Source organism: Blastomonas sp. (assembly GCF_041747255.1).
GTDB lineage: Bacteria > Pseudomonadota > Alphaproteobacteria > Sphingomonadales > Sphingomonadaceae > Blastomonas.
In genome coordinates this window covers 1-15,350 of record NZ_JBGTFM010000025.1, presented here as the reverse complement: position 1 = coordinate 15,350, position 15,350 = coordinate 1, and the positions used below count along the sequence as shown (strand labels likewise).

General features: G+C 61.7%; 16 protein-coding genes. 5 read left to right on the top strand and 11 right to left on the bottom strand.

Annotated elements, in window-relative coordinates; all coding sequences use genetic code 11:
- The 3 genes from sucB to ACEW8G_RS00965 all read left to right on the top strand — a co-directional run.
- The coding region (gene sucB / locus ACEW8G_RS00975) for a dihydrolipoyllysine-residue succinyltransferase (RefSeq protein WP_373486583.1) at window positions 1-719 on the top strand (719 nt) is incomplete at its 5' end.
- A 40-nt stretch (window positions 720-759) separates the two neighbouring features.
- Window positions 760-2,157 (top strand): dihydrolipoyl dehydrogenase, encoded by a 1,398-nt coding sequence (gene lpdA, locus ACEW8G_RS00970; RefSeq protein ID WP_373486582.1) that lies wholly within the window; start codon window positions 760-762, stop codon window positions 2,155-2,157.
- A gap of 232 nt (window positions 2,158-2,389) precedes the next feature.
- Entirely contained in the window at window positions 2,390-3,055 is a 666-nt protein-coding gene (locus ACEW8G_RS00965) for a trimeric intracellular cation channel family protein (RefSeq protein ID WP_373486581.1), read from the top strand.
- A gap of 103 nt (window positions 3,056-3,158) precedes the next feature.
- On the opposite strand, the gene ACEW8G_RS00960 is transcribed toward ACEW8G_RS00965, so the two are convergent.
- From ACEW8G_RS00960 to ACEW8G_RS00940, 5 genes are all read right to left on the bottom strand, one after another.
- Entirely contained in the window at window positions 3,159-3,851 is a 693-nt protein-coding gene (locus ACEW8G_RS00960; RefSeq protein ID WP_373486580.1) for a hypothetical protein, read from the bottom strand.
- A gap of 119 nt (window positions 3,852-3,970) precedes the next feature.
- Complete coding sequence (locus ACEW8G_RS00955; protein ID WP_373486579.1) at window positions 3,971-4,333, bottom strand: hypothetical protein; 363 nt, start codon at window positions 4,331-4,333, stop codon at window positions 3,971-3,973.
- Between the two features lie 120 nt (window positions 4,334-4,453).
- Complete coding sequence (gene chrA / locus ACEW8G_RS00950; protein ID WP_373486578.1) at window positions 4,454-5,764, bottom strand: chromate efflux transporter; 1,311 nt, start codon at window positions 5,762-5,764, stop codon at window positions 4,454-4,456.
- A gap of 401 nt (window positions 5,765-6,165) precedes the next feature.
- A complete protein-coding gene (locus tag ACEW8G_RS00945; RefSeq protein WP_373486577.1) occupies window positions 6,166-8,298 on the bottom strand; it encodes a prolyl oligopeptidase family protein in 2,133 nt (710 codons plus the stop codon).
- Between the two features lie 94 nt (window positions 8,299-8,392).
- The gene (locus ACEW8G_RS00940) at window positions 8,393-9,433 is read right to left on the bottom strand and encodes a transcriptional regulator (RefSeq protein ID WP_373486576.1); all 1,041 of its coding nucleotides are present in this window, start codon (window positions 9,431-9,433) and stop codon (window positions 8,393-8,395) included.
- Window positions 9,434-9,520: 87 nt separating this feature from the next.
- Here ACEW8G_RS00940 and ACEW8G_RS00935 point away from each other — a divergent pair, with 87 nt between their 5' ends.
- Window positions 9,521-10,072 carry a hypothetical protein gene (locus ACEW8G_RS00935; RefSeq protein WP_373486575.1) on the top strand — a complete coding sequence of 184 codons (552 nt, stop codon included), beginning with the start codon at window positions 9,521-9,523 and terminating at the stop codon, window positions 10,070-10,072.
- A 63-nt stretch (window positions 10,073-10,135) separates the two neighbouring features.
- On the opposite strand, the gene rplQ is transcribed toward ACEW8G_RS00935, so the two are convergent.
- The 4 genes from rplQ to rpsM all read right to left on the bottom strand — a co-directional run bounded on the left by rplQ (window position 10,136) and on the right by rpsM (window position 12,666).
- Window positions 10,136-10,555, bottom strand: a complete 420-nt coding sequence (gene rplQ / locus ACEW8G_RS00930; protein ID WP_373486574.1) for a 50S ribosomal protein L17 — start codon at window positions 10,553-10,555, stop codon at window positions 10,136-10,138.
- Window positions 10,556-10,666: 111 nt separating this feature from the next.
- Window positions 10,667-11,719, bottom strand: coding sequence for a DNA-directed RNA polymerase subunit alpha (locus tag ACEW8G_RS00925; RefSeq protein WP_373486573.1), 1,053 nt, complete (start codon window positions 11,717-11,719; stop codon window positions 10,667-10,669).
- 111 nt (window positions 11,720-11,830) lie between these two features.
- Window positions 11,831-12,220, bottom strand: coding sequence for a 30S ribosomal protein S11 (gene rpsK, locus ACEW8G_RS00920; protein ID WP_373486572.1), 390 nt, complete (start codon window positions 12,218-12,220; stop codon window positions 11,831-11,833).
- 77 nt (window positions 12,221-12,297) lie between these two features.
- Window positions 12,298-12,666 carry a 30S ribosomal protein S13 gene (rpsM, locus tag ACEW8G_RS00915; protein WP_373486571.1) on the bottom strand — a complete coding sequence of 123 codons (369 nt, stop codon included), beginning with the start codon at window positions 12,664-12,666 and terminating at the stop codon, window positions 12,298-12,300.
- A gap of 306 nt (window positions 12,667-12,972) precedes the next feature.
- On the opposite strand from rpsM, the gene ACEW8G_RS00910 reads away from it, so the two are divergent.
- Entirely contained in the window at window positions 12,973-14,067 is a 1,095-nt protein-coding gene (locus tag ACEW8G_RS00910; protein WP_373486570.1) for a succinylglutamate desuccinylase/aspartoacylase family protein, read from the top strand.
- A gap of 99 nt (window positions 14,068-14,166) precedes the next feature.
- Here ACEW8G_RS00910 and ACEW8G_RS00905 read toward each other — a convergent pair whose 3' ends face one another.
- Complete coding sequence (locus ACEW8G_RS00905; protein ID WP_373486569.1) at window positions 14,167-14,817, bottom strand: hypothetical protein; 651 nt, start codon at window positions 14,815-14,817, stop codon at window positions 14,167-14,169.
- A gap of 113 nt (window positions 14,818-14,930) precedes the next feature.
- Window positions 14,931-15,350: HAD-IB family phosphatase (locus ACEW8G_RS00900; protein ID WP_373486568.1), on the bottom strand; the 420-nt coding region annotated here is incomplete at its 5' end.

Here is a 15,350-nt window from a genome sequence, read left to right as displayed (position 1 = left end):
CCAGCAGCAGCGCTGGCCGCGAGACCGAGCGCGTGCGCATGACCCGCATCCGCCAGACCATCGCGCGCCGCCTGAAAGAGGCGCAGGACACCGCCGCGATGCTGACGACGTTCAACGATGTCGACATGACTGCGGTGATCGAGGCGCGCGCCAAGTACAAAGACCTGTTCGAGAAGAAGCACGGTGTGCGTTTGGGCTTCATGGGCTTTTTCGCCAAGGCAGCGGTGCTCGCACTCAAGGACGTGCCCTCGGTCAACGCGCAAATTGAGGGCGACGAGATCGTCTACCACAATTACGCCGATATCTCGGTCGCGGTCAGCGCGCCGGGAGGTCTGGTCGTACCGGTGATCCGCAACGCCGAAACGCTGTCGTTCGCCGACATCGAAAGGACCATCGGCGATTTCGGCAAGCGCGCCAAGGATGGCACGCTGAAAATGGACGAGATGATGGGCGGCACGTTCACGATCTCCAACGGCGGCGTGTTCGGATCATTGATGTCCACCCCGATCATCAACCCCCCGCAGAGTGCGGTGCTGGGCCTCCACCGCATCGACCAGCGCCCGGTCGTGATGCCGGGCGGCGAGATCAAGGCACGGCCGATGATGTACCTTGCGCTGAGCTACGACCACCGCCTGATCGATGGCCGCGAGGCGGTGACCTTCCTGGTGCGGATCAAGGAAGCGATCGAGGACCCGACGCGGCTGCTGATTGATTTGTGAGGTTCGTGCACCACTTGATGGAGCGCATTGGAGTTTAAAGATGGCTGACTATGATTTCGACGTTCTGGTGATCGGTTCCGGTCCCGGCGGTTATGTCGCGGCGATCCGCGCGGCGCAGCTGGGGCTGAGCACCGCGTGCGTGGAAAGCCGCGCGACCTTGGGCGGAACCTGCCTCAACGTCGGCTGCATCCCGTCGAAGGCTATGCTGCATGCGTCCGAACTGTTCGAGGAAGCGGCCAGCGGCAAGCTTGCCAAGCTGGGCATCAAGGGTTCGGTGACGCTGGATCTTGAAACGATGCACGCGCAGCGCCGCGACGCGGTGAAGGGCCTCACCGGCGGCATCGAATATCTGTTCAAGAAGAACAAGGTCACCTGGATCAAGGGCCATGCCGCGTTCACCGGCACCGATACCATTGACGTGGAGGGCAAGGCCTATCGCGCCAAGAATATCGTCATCGCCACCGGTTCGTCGGTTACCCCGCTGCCCGGCATTACGGTCGACAATGATAAGCAGATCATTGTCGATTCGACCGGCGCGCTGGAACTGGCCAAGGTGCCGGGCCACATGGTCGTCATCGGTGGCGGCGTGATCGGGCTGGAACTCGGCAGCGTGTGGAAGCGGCTGGGTGCCAAGGTGACGGTGGTCGAATATCTCGACATGATCCTGCCCGGCATGGACGGCGAAATCCGCAAGGAATCGCTCAAGGTGTTCAAGAAGCAGGGCATCGAGTTCCGGCTTTCGACCAAGGTCACCGGTGCGACGGTCAAGGGCAAGAAGGCGCTGCTCAGCGTTGAGCCTTCAGCGGGCGGCGATGCCGAGACCATTGAGGCCGATGTCGTGCTGGTCTCGATCGGCCGTAGGCCCAATACCGACGGGCTTGCGCTCGACAAGGCGGGACTCACCGTCAACGGTCGCGGCCAGATCGAGATCGACCATGATTTCCGGACGGGCGTCTCCGGCATATGGGCCATCGGCGATGTCGTTCCCGGCCCGATGCTGGCGCACAAGGCCGAGGACGAAGGCATTGCGGTGGCGGAAAACATCGCGGGCCTGACCGGCATCGTCAATCACGACATCATCCCGAGCGTCGTCTACACCATGCCCGAAATCGCAGGCGTGGGGCTGACCGAAGAGCAGGCGAAAGAGCGCGGCGAGATCAAGGTCGGCAAATTCCCGATGATGGCCAATTCGCGCGCCAAGTCCAACCTTGAAGGCGAAGGCCTGGTCAAGGTGATCGCCGACGCCAAGACCGATCGCGTGCTCGGCGTGTGGATCATCGCATCGCTTGGCGGCACAAGGATCGCGCAGGCGGCGCAGGCGATGGAGTTTGGCGGCACCAGCGAGGACATCGCCTATACCTGCCACGCCCACCCGACGCACAGCGAAGCGTTGAAGGAAGCAGCGATGGCGGTGCAGGGTAAGCCAATCCATATTTGATGGCACTCAAGGGCGCACCCTCAAAAGCCCTCCCCCTTGATGGGGGAGGCTTGGGTGGGGGTGATCTCTCCGAATTGAGCGAAGGTAGTGGTGCTGCCAAGTCGCACCCAGCCGCACCATCACCCTCACTGCTGCGACTAGGCAGCAAGCTGCCAAGTCTCGCCTCTCTCCTGTGAAGGGAAGAGAGCAGATCGCGCGTGAAGTCGTTGCTCGCTTCCTCTAAGGCCTCCCCATGGCCAGCCCACTGCCCACCGCCATCGACCTTGGCATGATCCTTGGCGCGCTCGACATGTTCGGGATCGCGGTGTTTGCCGCATCCGGGGCGCTGGCGGCGGCGGCGAAGCGGCAGACATTTGTCACCTTCACATTTTTCGCATTGGTCACAGGGGTTGGCGGCGGCACGGTGCGCGATCTGTTGATCGGCGCACCGGTTTTCTGGATCGTCAGTTCAAACGTGCTGGTGGTGGTGCTGGCGGTATCGCTGCTGCTGTGGGTCACACCGCAACGCTGGTGGCAGGGGGACACACCCAACGCATCTTGGCTGGCGTGGTTCGATGCTGCGGGGCTCGCCGCTTATGGCGTGTTCGGCGCGGCCAAAGCGATGCAATATGGCGTCGACCCGCTGCCCGCCGCGATGATGGGCGTCATTACCGCGTGCGTGGGCGGCATCATCCGCGATGTGTTGGCGGGCGAGCCGTCGATCATCCTGCGCCCCGAACTCTACGTCACCGCTGCCGCGCTGGCTTCGGGCCTGTATGTCGGGCTGCGTTTGACTGGTGTTGAGATGCAATATGCCGCGATTATCGGCGCGGCTGCGGGCTTTGTGCTGCGAGGTGCCGCAATCCATTATAAACTGGGGCTGCCGGTCTATCGCGGTGGAGAACCGCCTGCCCATTAAAATAACCCCTGCGGTGCGCGAAGGGGCATAAGCGCACCGCAGGAGCTGGTACCGCAGCATAGCATCGCGAAGGATGCGCGGCTGCGGCTAACTGTGGGCTAAGTCACTCGGGCCAGCCACTCTCGCCGCTCCGCCAGGTATCATCGCCATAATCCTGCGGGGGCACATAATTTGGGTCAGCCTGACCGTAATCTGGCCCACCAACCCCACCAACGCCCGAGCCAAAGCGACCATTGGCGCGGTTGAACTGGACATAATCGATCTGGCCATATGTGATGCCACACGTGAAGCTGTCAACGCCGCCACCGCGTGAGCCGACCAGGCCTTCGACCCGCCAACCCGCACCGTCGCGCACGACATTGTCGATCCGCTCAACGCGCGCGCCAAAGCCAGACTGAGCCGCTGCTGCCGTCCCGCACTGATTGGAGGCCGAGCGGACATCGTCGTTATAGCTGTAGCGGTTGTTGGGGCCGCGCCGGGCGTTGTTGCTCGCGGCGCTGGCGACGGCTGCGATACCACCGATGATCAGCGCCCCGGCGAGAATATCACCGCCGCTGATGCCACGATTGCCTCGCCAGCCGCGATTGCCCCGCCAGCCGCGATAACCGCGCCGCCACTGGCTTGCAGTCTCGTCACCCTGCGTCCAGCCAAGATCGGCAAGCGGCAGGTCGTCAAGCGATGCAAAGCCGTGCCCTGTTTCGACATTCATGGCGATGGGGGCAGCGATTGCCGGGGTCATAAACCCCGTTGCCAGCATGGCACCCGCCGCGCCCAGACCTGTCAAAGCTTTCAACATGGATGTTTCCTTTCGTATCGAACGCGCGCAGGCAAGCTGACGGATCGTTGATTTTTCGGTAGACGGTTCAGCCTGTCGCCACGCTGAACCGCCCCGTTGCATGGTGTGCGATTCACATCTTAGCGGAAATTGCCGAGACCGCTGAAACGCAGATCACGCACCCTGCCCCGATTGACGAAGCAATCGAAACTGCCCCGGATAACTCTGGTGCGAAAACCGCGCGGTTCTTCCACCACGACCCGTCCGCGCACGCGATAACCAAAACGTGTGTCTCTCACGCGGCGAATGTCGGTGACCTGACCAAACCGACCCCAGCGGCGCAGGTCTGCCTGCGCGGCGCGGGTGCAACGGTTCACCGCCTGGGCGGGGCCATCGCGGCCATAGCCGGGGCCTCCGCCCCAATACTGCGCCTCAGCCGGAGTGGCGAACAGGGCCGCAGAGCCAAAGGCTGCGATCCCCAATATTAATTTTCCAAAAGCCATCGTATCGTCCTCCTGGTTCCTGTGCCGGACCCAATCCGGCGACTACACACAAGAGATAGCGACTCGGCGCTGATGGGAGGCTGAACTGGGCTGACAGCATTTGTTCAGAAATTCTGCGATTTACATGAACGCAATCGCAGCCAGACCCAGAGTGGCGCCCAGCAACAATGTCTCAAGCACAGAGCGCTTCAGCACCAGCAGAACGAGCCCCGACATCAGCGCCAGCCCCAGCGTCAGCCAGTCGAGCGTTCCGGGATCGGGCCAGTAAAGGCGCAGCGGTCCAAATCGGCGCTCACCCACATCGGCAAATACCACATGGAGCGCAAACCAGAGGCTCAGGTTGGCGATAACACCAACCACCGCAGCAGTGATTGCGGCCAGCGCGCCCTTCAGCCGCCGGGCGCTCTGCAGCCGGTCGATCCATGGCGCGAAGGTGAAAATCCACAAAAAGCACGGCGCGAAGGTGACCCAGATGGTCAATAACGCGCCGATAATCCCGGCCAACAAGGGCGTAAACGGCGCAGCATCGCGATAGGCGGCCAAAAAGCCGACAAACTGCGTGACCAGAATAAGCGGTCCCGGCGTCGTCTCGGCCATGCCCAGCCCATCGGCCATCTCGCCAGCGTTCAGCCAACCGAAGCCCTGCACCGCCTCCTGTGCCATATAGGCCAGCACCGCATAAGCGCCGCCAAACGTGACGATGGCCAGCTGGGAGAAGAACAGGCCGATGTCCATCAGCACATGATCCGGCCCGAACAGTGCCCAGACGATGCCGAGCGGCAAGGCCCACACCATTGCCCACACGCCCACGGTGCGCACGGTGCCCAAAATCGACGGCGCCGCGCCCGCCGGTGCGGATTCAGTTGCGGCTTTCAGGTTCAACCAGTCCGGGCGCAGGCTGGCAGCGCCAAACCCGGCCAGTCCAGCCGCCAGCACCACCAGCGGAAACGGCAGGTCAAGAAAAAACAGCGCGACAAATGCCAGCACCGCGAGCGCTTGCTTAAAACGTGTGTCGAGCGCGCGCCCCGCAATGCGGATCAGTGCCTGCAACACCACCGCGAGCACTGCCGCCTTTATGCCCAGAAAGATCGCAGCAAACCAGTCGAGCCCGGCAGCATAGGCATACAGCACCGACAGGGATAGGATGACCGCCACACCGGGAATCAGGAACAGCAGCCCCGCCACCAGCCCGCCCTTCACCCCGTGCAGCCGCCAACCAATATAGGTCGCCAACTGCTGCGCCTCCGGCCCCGGCAGCAGATGGCAAAAATTAAGCGCGTGCAGGAATTGCTGCTCGTCCACCCATTTGTGCCGGTCAACCATTTCGCTGTGCATCAGCGCGATCTGCCCGGCCGGGCCGCCGAAGCTGAGCAAACCGATGCGCCAGAATACGCGGATGAGGTCATACAATGTCGGTTGAGTGCTGGTCATTTGCCCCATAGCCTAATGCGCTGCGTCAACCGCAGCTTGCTATGGCAAACTTGGGGCTGCGCGTGCGCCTGACCGGGGGTTTGCCTGACCCCGATGGATGAGGGATATCAAAAGCAAACTGATAGGCAACAGCTTTCTGGTTAGGACCACAAAACCGCCAACCCACCATTACTCCGTCACCCTGAACTCGTTTCAGGGTCCATTTCTCGTCTCGCTAGACCTTAGCCAAGACGCACGATGGATGCTGAAACTAGTTCAGCATGACGGAAATTGTGGCCGATGATTGGCAATCGTACGAACACCACCCGTATTCCGGCGAACGCCGGACCAGAGCGGCTGCATCGCAACCCCGCCTCTGGACTCCGGCTTTCGCCGGAGAACAGGACGTTGCTGCAGCGCCCTCAATCCCCCGCGATCTCAAGCCCCGTGAAATGCGCCAGGAATGCGTAGATATCTGAAAACTCCTCGATCACCTTGTCGGTCGGCTTGCCCGATCCGTGCCCCGCGCGGGTTTCGATGCGGATCAGGTGCGGTTTGTCGCCTGCATTGGCCGCCTGCAGCCTGGCGGTGTATTTGAAGCTGTGGCCGGGCACAACGCGGTCGTCAGTATCGGCGGTTGAGACCATCACCGCCGGATAATCGGCTTGCTTGATGTTGTGATAGGGCGAATAGCCAAGCAACGTTTTGAAGTCGTCCGCCTTGTTCGGATAACCATAATCGTCAACCCAATAGCGCCCCGCCGTGAAGCGATCAAAGCGCAGCATGTCCATCACGCCCACCGCGGCATGGGCGGCGCTGAACAGGTCAGGCCGCTGGTTGACCACCGCACCGACCAGCAAGCCGCCGTTGGAGCGCCCCTCGATGGCGAGCTGGTCCTTGCCGGTAATCCCTTGCGCGATCAGATATTCGCCCGCCGCGATGAAATCATCGAACACATTCTGTTTGTTGGCCAGCCGTCCGGCATCATGCCACGCCTTGCCGTATTCGCCGCCGCCGCGCAGGTTCGCCTGCACATAGACGCCGCCCTGTTCCAGCCACGCCTGACGGGTGGCCGAAAAACCGGGGGTCAGCGAGATGTTGAAGCCGCCATAACCATAAAGCAGCGTTGGCGCGGGGCCGGTCACCGTCTTCTTCTTGACGATGAACATCGGCACCTTGGTGCCATCCTTGCTCGCGAAAAAGCGCTGTTCGACGCTGTAATCGTCCGGGTTGAACGCCAGCTTGGGCTCGGCCCATGCGCTGGTCGCGTTGCTGGCGACATCATAGCGGTAGATCGTGGTCGGGCGGTTGAAGCTGGCGAACGCGAAGAATGTTTCGGTCGTGTCCTTGTCGCCATCGAAGCCGCCGACCGAGCCGATGCCGGGAAGCGCCAGATCACCCAGCGGCTTGCCCGTGAGGTCAAAGCGCTTCACCACATTGCGTGCGTCCTGCAGATAGTTGACCAGCAGCGTGTTGCCCAAGATCGACGCCCCGGCGACCACAGCCTCGCCCTCGGGCACCACCTCGGTCAGCGCATTTTCATCGCCATCAGTCGCCATTGAGACGATGCGCAGCCGCGGGGCATCCTTGTTGGTCGCAAAATAGATGCGCCCGCCGGCCATGCCGATCATCTGCCAGTCATTTTTCAGTTCGGGCACCAGCACCTTGTTGGCGCGCGCATCGTCCAGCCCGATCAGCGTCAGCCGGTAGCGCTCATCGGTGCCCGACGAGGACGTGACGAGCAGGAAGCTGCCGTCGTCCGACACTTGCGCGACATGGTTGTGGTCGGGCTGGTCAGGGGTCGCATAAATCAGATTGTCCTCGCTCTGTGGCGAGCCGAGTCGGTGGTAGTAAACTGCCTGGTTTTTGTTGAGCGACTGGAACGCCGCGCCTTCCTCGGGCTCAGGGAAGCGCGAGTAGAAAAAGCCCTTGCCGCCCTTGTCCCATTCCAGCGCGGAGAATTTCACCCATTTGACCTCGTCAGTCATCATCTGGCCGGTGGCGACATCGAGCACCTTGACCGTGCGCCAGTCGCTGCCGCCATCCTGCACCGAATAGATCAGCTTGGTGCCATCCTTGCTCGGCACCCAGGCATCGAGTGCGGTCGCGCCGTCGGCGGCCCAGCCATTGGGGTCAATCAGCACCCGGCCCGTGCCATCGATGCTGTCGCGCACATACAACACCGACTGGTTCTGCAGACCATCGTTGCGCGTGTAGAAATAGCGCCCGCCTTTTTGCTTAGGCACGCCGAAGCGCTCATAATCGAACAGTTCGCGCATCCGCTTGGCGAGCGCATCGCGGCCATCGAGCGTTTCAAGAAAGCCGTCGGTGACCTTGTTCTGCGCTTCGACCCAGGCCGCGACCTTGGGGTCGACGCGCACATCGTTTTCCAGCCAGCGATAAGGGTCTGCGACCTTCACACCGAACTGTTCCTCAACCACCGTTTCGCTCTGCGTGACGGGATAGGTGATGTCACCGGTTTCGGCGGCGAGCGGCGTGGCGAGGCTCATAGCGGCAGTTCCCAGCAAGGCGATAAAGATGGCGCGGTGGCGCATGGGTGATCCTCTTGGTTTATGGTGTTGAATGAACGATAGAAATATGGACGTGAACGTAGCATTTGTGCTCCGAATGGCAATGCATGACCGTCAATCACGTATTCTCCATCTGGCGATGCGCGGTGCACATCGCGAAGGCAACACCCACCGTAAACAGCAGCGCCTCGATGCTGCCGGTGACGACCTGCGCGAGGGGGCCAAAACCATGTTCGCCCAGCATCGCACCGATCTGGTCGGGACGCAGTCGCGATTGCGGGTAGACTTCGGTCAACAGGCTGAGGCTGCCACCCAGGAGCCGCCCGCCCAGAATTACGATCAGTGCGCCTGCAAGCGCGCCGATCAGTGCGGCAGGCCATATCCGTCGCATATCGCCCCGCCTGCCCAGCCACACACCGAGCCCGGCTGCACCGCCCAGCATTGCGCCTTCCAGAGCGCCGGTAATGTTGCCGGGCGATTGGCCGAGCAGCAGCGCAAAAGCATCGCTGCCCAGCAGCTTGGCCAATCCGCCCACGACCAAACCACCAAAGGCCCCGCCCGCTACAAACATGTGCCAACCGCCGCCGCGAACCGACGCCGCCGCAATGCCAAGGCTCACCCCTGATGCGCCGACCAGCGCAATCAGCACGGTTATCGCGGTGAGCACCAGCACGATCGATCCGCCGCTAGCACCAACCTGAGTAGCGCCCAAAAAGCCATAAATTAGCCCGCCGATCAGCCCTGCGACGCCGCCGCCCACAATCCCGGCCCCGGTAAGCGCAAAGAAACGCCGCCAGTCAAATGTCAGAGCTTTTGGCGTCGCCGTCGCGCTGCCTAATTCAACCTGCTCAACTGAGGCGATAAAGCGGTAGCCGTGCTTGGGCACCGTTTCGATGAAGCGAGGGCGGCTGGCGTCATCCTGCAACACGCGGCGCAAGGTGCGGATGCACTGCGTCAGGGCCTCGTCGGTCACCGGCACACCGCGCCAGATCTCTTCCATGAATCGATCTTTTGAAACGAGATTGCCCGCCTCACTCACCAGCAGCGCGAGCGCATCAAAATAGCGGTTGTTGAGGTCCACCGCCGCATCGCCATGAATGAGCCGACGGTTGGGCACGTCGAGCACAAACGGGTGAAAGCGAAAGCCGGAAAACTGCATTTTTCACCGAAAGATCAGGATGCGCTCATGCCGCTCACCATCAGGGGTGGCACACTCATGCCTCCAATCACAACAAAGGGCAATGCAATGACAGCTACAATCGAGCGCACTTCAGGTGCGCGCAAACACTTCTGGCGGATTATTGGCTGGGGCAGCGCGTTGGCGCTTGTGCTGACCCCATTGGTGGCGATGCAGTTCACCCGTGAGGTCAACTGGGATGAGACCGATTTTATCTTCGCCACGGTAATTTTCGCCATCGTCGGCGGGCTGATCGAACTGGCGGTGCGCCTGTCGCCAAACGGCTATACCCGCGCCGGAGCAGCGTTCGCGGTGTTCGCCGGTTTGCTGCTGGTGTGGAGCAACCTTGCGGTCGGCATGATCGGCAATGAAGACAATCCGGTCAACCTGTGGTGTGGCGGTGTGCTGGTCATCGCAATGGCTGGCGCGTTGGCCGAAATCTTCCGCAAGGGCATATTGGCGCATGCGGTGCTGGCTGCAGGCACAGGTCAGGCAGCAATCGGCATGTTTGCCGGTGTGCTGGGCACGGACCTGCGCGGCGGCATCTTCACCATCATCCTGTCAGGCTTCTGGTTCATTTCTGCTGCGCTGCTTTGTCGAGCCAACGTGCGGCGTGCATGAAAAAAGGGCGGCCTGTTTCGCGCAGGCCGCCCTATTTTAAATTACATGTAGCGCGCGCAGCGATCAGCCCGCGTATTCGTCTTCGTCGCTCATGACCGGACCGGAATCCTGGCCCTTGGCGCTGACATCGCGGTCAACCAGTTCGATAACCCCCATCGGCGCTGCGTCCGAGGCGCGGAAACCGGCCTTGAGCACGCGGGTATAGCCGCCGTCGCGGTCGGCATAACGTGTCGCCAGCGTATCGAACAGCTTGGCGAGCTGCGTTTCGTCCATCAGCCGCGCCATCGCCAGACGACGGTTGGAAAGCCCACCGCGCTTGGCCAGCGTGATCAGCTTTTCGACGTAAGGCCGCAGTTCGCGCGCCTTGGGCAGGGTGGTGGTGATCTGTTCGTGCTTGATCAGCGATGCCGCCATATTGCGCAGCATCGCGATCCGGTGCGAGCTGGTGCGCTGCAGCTTACGCTTGCCAATTCTGTGACGCATGTTGGTATACTCCGTTCGTAAGGGGGCCGTATGAGGTACCCCGGTCCTGGCAAATCAGGGCTTTGCCGTCGCCCAAAAGCCCTCTCCCCTTCAGGGGAGAGGGTTAATCGCTTAACCGAGCAATTCCTGCTCGAGCTTCTTGGCCATTTCTTCGATATTCTCAGGCGGCCAGCCGGGGATGTCCATGCCGAGGCGCAGCCCCATGCTGGACAGCACTTCCTTGATCTCGTTCAGCGACTTGCGACCGAAGTTGGGCGTGCGCAGCATCTCTGCCTCGGTCTTCTGGACCAGATCGCCGATGTAGATGATGTTGTCGTTCTTGAGGCAATTGGCCGAGCGCACCGAAAGCTCCAGTTCGTCCACCTTCTTGAGCAGATAGCGGTTGATCTGGTTGGCGTCGCTTTCATCCGGCGCGCTCTGGCTGACAGCGCTGCCGCCGGTCGAGGCCATCGTTTCTTCAAAGTGAACGAACAGCTGCAACTGATCCTGCAAAATGCGCGCGGCATAGGCCACGGCATCTTCGGGGGTCACGGTGCCATCGGTTTCCAGCGTCAGCGACAGCCGGTCATAATCCAGCTCCTGCCCGACGCGGGTGTTTTCAACCTTGTAAGACACCTGACGGATCGGCGAGAACAGCGAATCCACCGGGATCAAACCGATCGGCGCATCGGCCGGACGGTTGGCAACCGCAGGCACATAGCCCTTACCGGTATCGCAGGTCAGCTCAACGTTCAGGGTCGCGCCTTCATCGAGATGGCAGATGATCAGATCCTTGTTCATCACCTCAATGTCGCCCGACATCGCGATGTCCCCCGCTTTGACGGCTGCTGGCCCTGTGACCGAAAGCTGGAGCCGCTTGGGGCCCTCACCTTCCATCTTCAGCGCGATCTGCTTGATGTTGAGCACCATATCGGTGACATCTTCGCGCACCCCGGCAAGCGAGGAAAACTCGTGCAGCGAGTTTTCGATCTTGATCGAGGTGATCGCCGCGCCCTGCAGTGAGGAGAGCAGCACACGGCGCAACGCGTTGCCAAGCGTAAGGCCAAAGCCGCGCTCCAGAGGTTCGGCAACAAAGGTTGCCTTGCGCTTGGGATCACCGCCGCTCTTGATATCAAGCGCGTTCGGCTTTTTCAGTTCCTGCCAGTTCTTGATGTTGACAGTCATGGACTTCCCCTGAGTGTTGGGCGAGGGCGACGCAAGGAATGCGCGATGGGGGCCCTGGCCGGATAAAGTGGAGGGTGGATGATGATCCGCCCCCAAAGACCGCCTGGACGTTTAGACGCGACGCCGCTTTGAAGGACGCACCCCGTTGTGCGGGATCGGCGTCACATCGCGGATCGAGGTGATGGTGAAACCCACCGCCTGCAGCGCGCGCAGTGCTGATTCGCGACCCGAGCCCGGGCCCTTGACCTCAACCTCGAGCGTGCGCACGCCGTGTTCGGCTGCCTTGCGGCCAGCGTCTTCGGCGCAGACCTGCGCGGCATAGGGCGTCGATTTGCGGCTGCCCTTGAAGCCCATCATGCCCGCAGACGACCAGCTGATCGCGTTGCCCTGGGCATCGGTGATGGTCACCATGGTGTTGTTGAAGCTGGCATTGACATGGGCAACACCTGACGAAATGTTCTTTCGCTCGCGTTTTTTGAGCCGTTGCGGTTCGCGTGCCATAATATGGTATCCTGACTAGATGGATTGCGTGAAAGGAAGGAACAAGGGCGGGACGCCGTTAAAGCGCCCCGGCGTCCTTATTTCTTCTTGCCGGCGATCGGCTTGGCCTTGCCCTTGCGGGTGCGCGCATTGGTGTGGGTGCGCTGACCGCGCACCGGCAAACCCTTGCGATGACGCAGTCCGCGATAGCAGGCCAGATCCATCAGCCGCTTGATGTTCATCGCGGTCTGGCGACGCAAATCGCCTTCCACGGTGTGATCGGCATCGATGGCTTCACGAATCTGCAGAATTTCTGCGTCCGAAAGGTCCTGCACCCGGCGGCTGTGGTCAATCCCCAGCTTGGTGGCGATTTCAAGCGCCTTGGTGCGGCCAATGCCGTGAATGTAGGTCAACGAAATGATAACGCGTTTGTTGGTGGGGATGTTCACCCCGGCGATACGTGCCACTTAATACTTCTCCTGCTCCACAGGGTCCGGGACAATCCGAAAAACCCCATCTCATCGCTTCATAGGCAAAGAGCGCAAAACACCGACCCACCGCACATCGTGGCGAGGGCCGTATCCACAGATCAATGAAAATGAGTGACGCGCATAAGCGGAGTCGCCTGCCCTGTCAAGCGGACGGCAACCCATTGGAACAGTTTTACGCATCGATATTATCGATTGCGCAGGCCCTCATGGAAACTCCATACTCCTTGCGCGGCGGGGGTGCAAGTGCTGGCCCCTTTGACCCGCATCGCGAAGGGGGCGAGCATGACCGATCAGCCACACAATCTGCCTGCACAGACGCAGTTCGAGGCGCCGTCATCCGCGCCGCATCCGTTCATGCTGGCAGGCACAACCATCGCCCCCGGCACCTGCGAGACCGTTGCGATTGCGGTCAGCAACACCGCCACCGGCATCCCTGCCAACCTGTATGTGCGCGCGATGCATGGGTCGCGGCCGGGTCCGGCGATCTTTGTCAGCGCCGCAGTGCATGGCGATGAGATCATCGGCACTGCTGTCGTCCAGCGGTTGCTTGCCAAGCTCGACCCCACAACGCTTGCGGGCACAGTGCTGTTCATGCCGGTGGTCAACATCTTCGGTTTCATGAGCCACAGCCGCTACCTGCCCGACCGGCGCGATCTCAACCGCTCTTTCCCGGGCAGCACCAAGGGCTCGCTCGCCGGGCAACTGGCGCACAAGTTCCTGCGCGAGGTGATCTGCCACTGCGCGCTGGGCATCGATATCCATTCTGCCGCCGTCCACCGCTACAACCTGCCGCAGATCCGCATCGAGCCGAACAAGCCCGACCTGCGCGAACTCGCGATGGTGTTCGGTGCGCACGCGGTGATCGAATCGCCGCTGCGCCCCGGTAGCTTGCGCGACATTGCGCGCGAGGCCGGGGTCGACATGCTGCTGATGGAGGCGGGCGAGGCGCTGCGCTTTGACGAGTTGTCGATCCGCAGCGGGGTGAACGGCGTGCTCAACGTGATGGCGCACCTCAAGATGATCAAGCCGCATCCCGAGGCGTCGCAAGTCGTCATCCCGGCACGCTCGACCCGCTCGATGTGGGTGCGTGCCCCGCGCGGCGGCGTGTGCTCGCTGCAGAAAAAATCGGGCGATGCGGTCAACAAGGGCGATGTCATCGGCCGCGTCGCCGACATTTTCGGCTACGACCCACTCGACGTCCGCGCCCCCATCGACGGCATCATCATCGGCCACGCCGTGCTCCCCGTCGTCAACCAGGGCGACGCACTGGTCCACATCGCCGAAGTGATGCGCTTCGGCGATGTCGAGGAACGGGTCGATCAGATCACCGAGCAGCTGTTGAGTGATCGGCTGCTGGATGAGGATGAGTTGATTTGAGGGGTGGGCGCAGTATTCGTCCGCACGTCCAAGACTTTGTCCAAAGCTAAAGTGATGGGATGTGCTGATGCTGGCTGCTGGTCAGCCAGAGCTCGAACTTCAGCTGGCGGTGCGCGTATCTGAAACGTCCGGCCCCGACTGTCCAAGCCTAACCAATTCCCGTTCTGCAGCGATCAGCGCACCGGCAAGTTCGGTCTTGAGCACGCCAGTGGTCAGGCCGCCCCGCGACAGGTTGTAGGCGCGAAACGTCCACGCCGCATCGACACCGGCACGCGCCTCGGCAGCAGCGGCGCGCACCACGGCTTCAGGAATGTCAAAAACCACCTCTTCCTGCTTCGCACATCCGTACGGGCTGCACTGCGCAACCCGTTTAGACAATAGCTGCGTGCGCGTCCTTTCTCGTCCGTCAGCAGTATCGTAGCTCGCCCGGTTCAAGAACCGCCAGCCGCCCAGATACTGCGCTTTGAGATAAATTTGAAAAACTGCCGCACCCGTCTTTTTGTCAATCAGCACACGGACATACTCGTCATTGGACGTGAGACCGAGCGGCCCGAAGTCTCGCTTGTAGAACGGTTCGGTGCTGATCTCGATGGTGTTAGCAGACGGATCACTGGTGACTGTCGCCATGTCGGCGATGGCATGTGGCGTTACAGCGATCGCGGCACGCTTCTGTTGCCACAGATTTTCGCTTGCGCCAGCGGTTAGGTGCCGATTCGACCAAAGCAAGCGTTGTGGCACAATAAAGAACAAGGGAGCGATCCATTGAACCTCCATGTTCATCCCGACGTGGATGTATAATATTCGATCCGGATCAGCAAGACCCCTACAGGGCGAAATGATGCGGTTGCATTCTCTGCCCCCCCTCAATCCCGCCAATCCCCCCGCGCGATGCCCAGCGCATGCAGCAGCACCGTCCAGTCGCCGTGGTCGATGGCCGCATCGGCTGCAGCGCGTGCCGCTGGTTTGGCGTGGTAGGCGATACCGGTGCCGGCGGCTTGTAGCATCGGGATATCGTTCGCGCCGTCGCCGAGCGCCAGCACCGCGTCGGCGGCCAGTCCCTGGCCCACCGCCTGCTCGATCAGAATCGCGGCCTTGCGCGCGGCATCGATGATCGCGCCCTCGAGTGCCCCGGTGAGGTGGCCGTGTTCGATCACCAGCCGGTTGGCGAATACCGCGTCGAAGCCGAGCTCTGCGCCGATGACATCGGCAAACTGGTGGAAGCCGCCCGAGACGAGCACGCAGTCTGCGCCGCGCTGCGACAAGGTGCGCACGAGGGTGCGCGC

Excerpts from the sequence above, each read along its gene's own strand:
- lpdA (WP_373486582.1), top strand. The coding sequence starts at position 760 with ATGGCTGACTATGATTTCGACGTTCTGGTGATCGGTTCCGGTCCCGGC.
- ACEW8G_RS00965 (WP_373486581.1), top strand. The coding sequence starts at position 2,390 with ATGGCCAGCCCACTGCCCACCGCCATCGACCTTGGCATGATCCTTGGC.
- ACEW8G_RS00960 (WP_373486580.1), bottom strand. The coding sequence starts at position 3,851 with ATGTTGAAAGCTTTGACAGGTCTGGGCGCGGCGGGTGCCATGCTGGCA.
- ACEW8G_RS00955 (WP_373486579.1), bottom strand. The coding sequence starts at position 4,333 with ATGGCTTTTGGAAAATTAATATTGGGGATCGCAGCCTTTGGCTCTGCG.
- chrA (WP_373486578.1), bottom strand. The coding sequence starts at position 5,764 with ATGACCAGCACTCAACCGACATTGTATGACCTCATCCGCGTATTCTGG.
- ACEW8G_RS00945 (WP_373486577.1), bottom strand. The coding sequence starts at position 8,298 with ATGCGCCACCGCGCCATCTTTATCGCCTTGCTGGGAACTGCCGCTATG.
- ACEW8G_RS00940 (WP_373486576.1), bottom strand. The coding sequence starts at position 9,433 with ATGCAGTTTTCCGGCTTTCGCTTTCACCCGTTTGTGCTCGACGTGCCC.
- ACEW8G_RS00935 (WP_373486575.1), top strand. The coding sequence starts at position 9,521 with ATGACAGCTACAATCGAGCGCACTTCAGGTGCGCGCAAACACTTCTGG.
- rplQ (WP_373486574.1), bottom strand. The coding sequence starts at position 10,555 with ATGCGTCACAGAATTGGCAAGCGTAAGCTGCAGCGCACCAGCTCGCAC.
- ACEW8G_RS00925 (WP_373486573.1), bottom strand. The coding sequence starts at position 11,719 with ATGACTGTCAACATCAAGAACTGGCAGGAACTGAAAAAGCCGAACGCG.
- rpsK (WP_373486572.1), bottom strand. The coding sequence starts at position 12,220 with ATGGCACGCGAACCGCAACGGCTCAAAAAACGCGAGCGAAAGAACATT.
- ACEW8G_RS00910 (WP_373486570.1), top strand. The coding sequence starts at position 12,973 with ATGACCGATCAGCCACACAATCTGCCTGCACAGACGCAGTTCGAGGCG.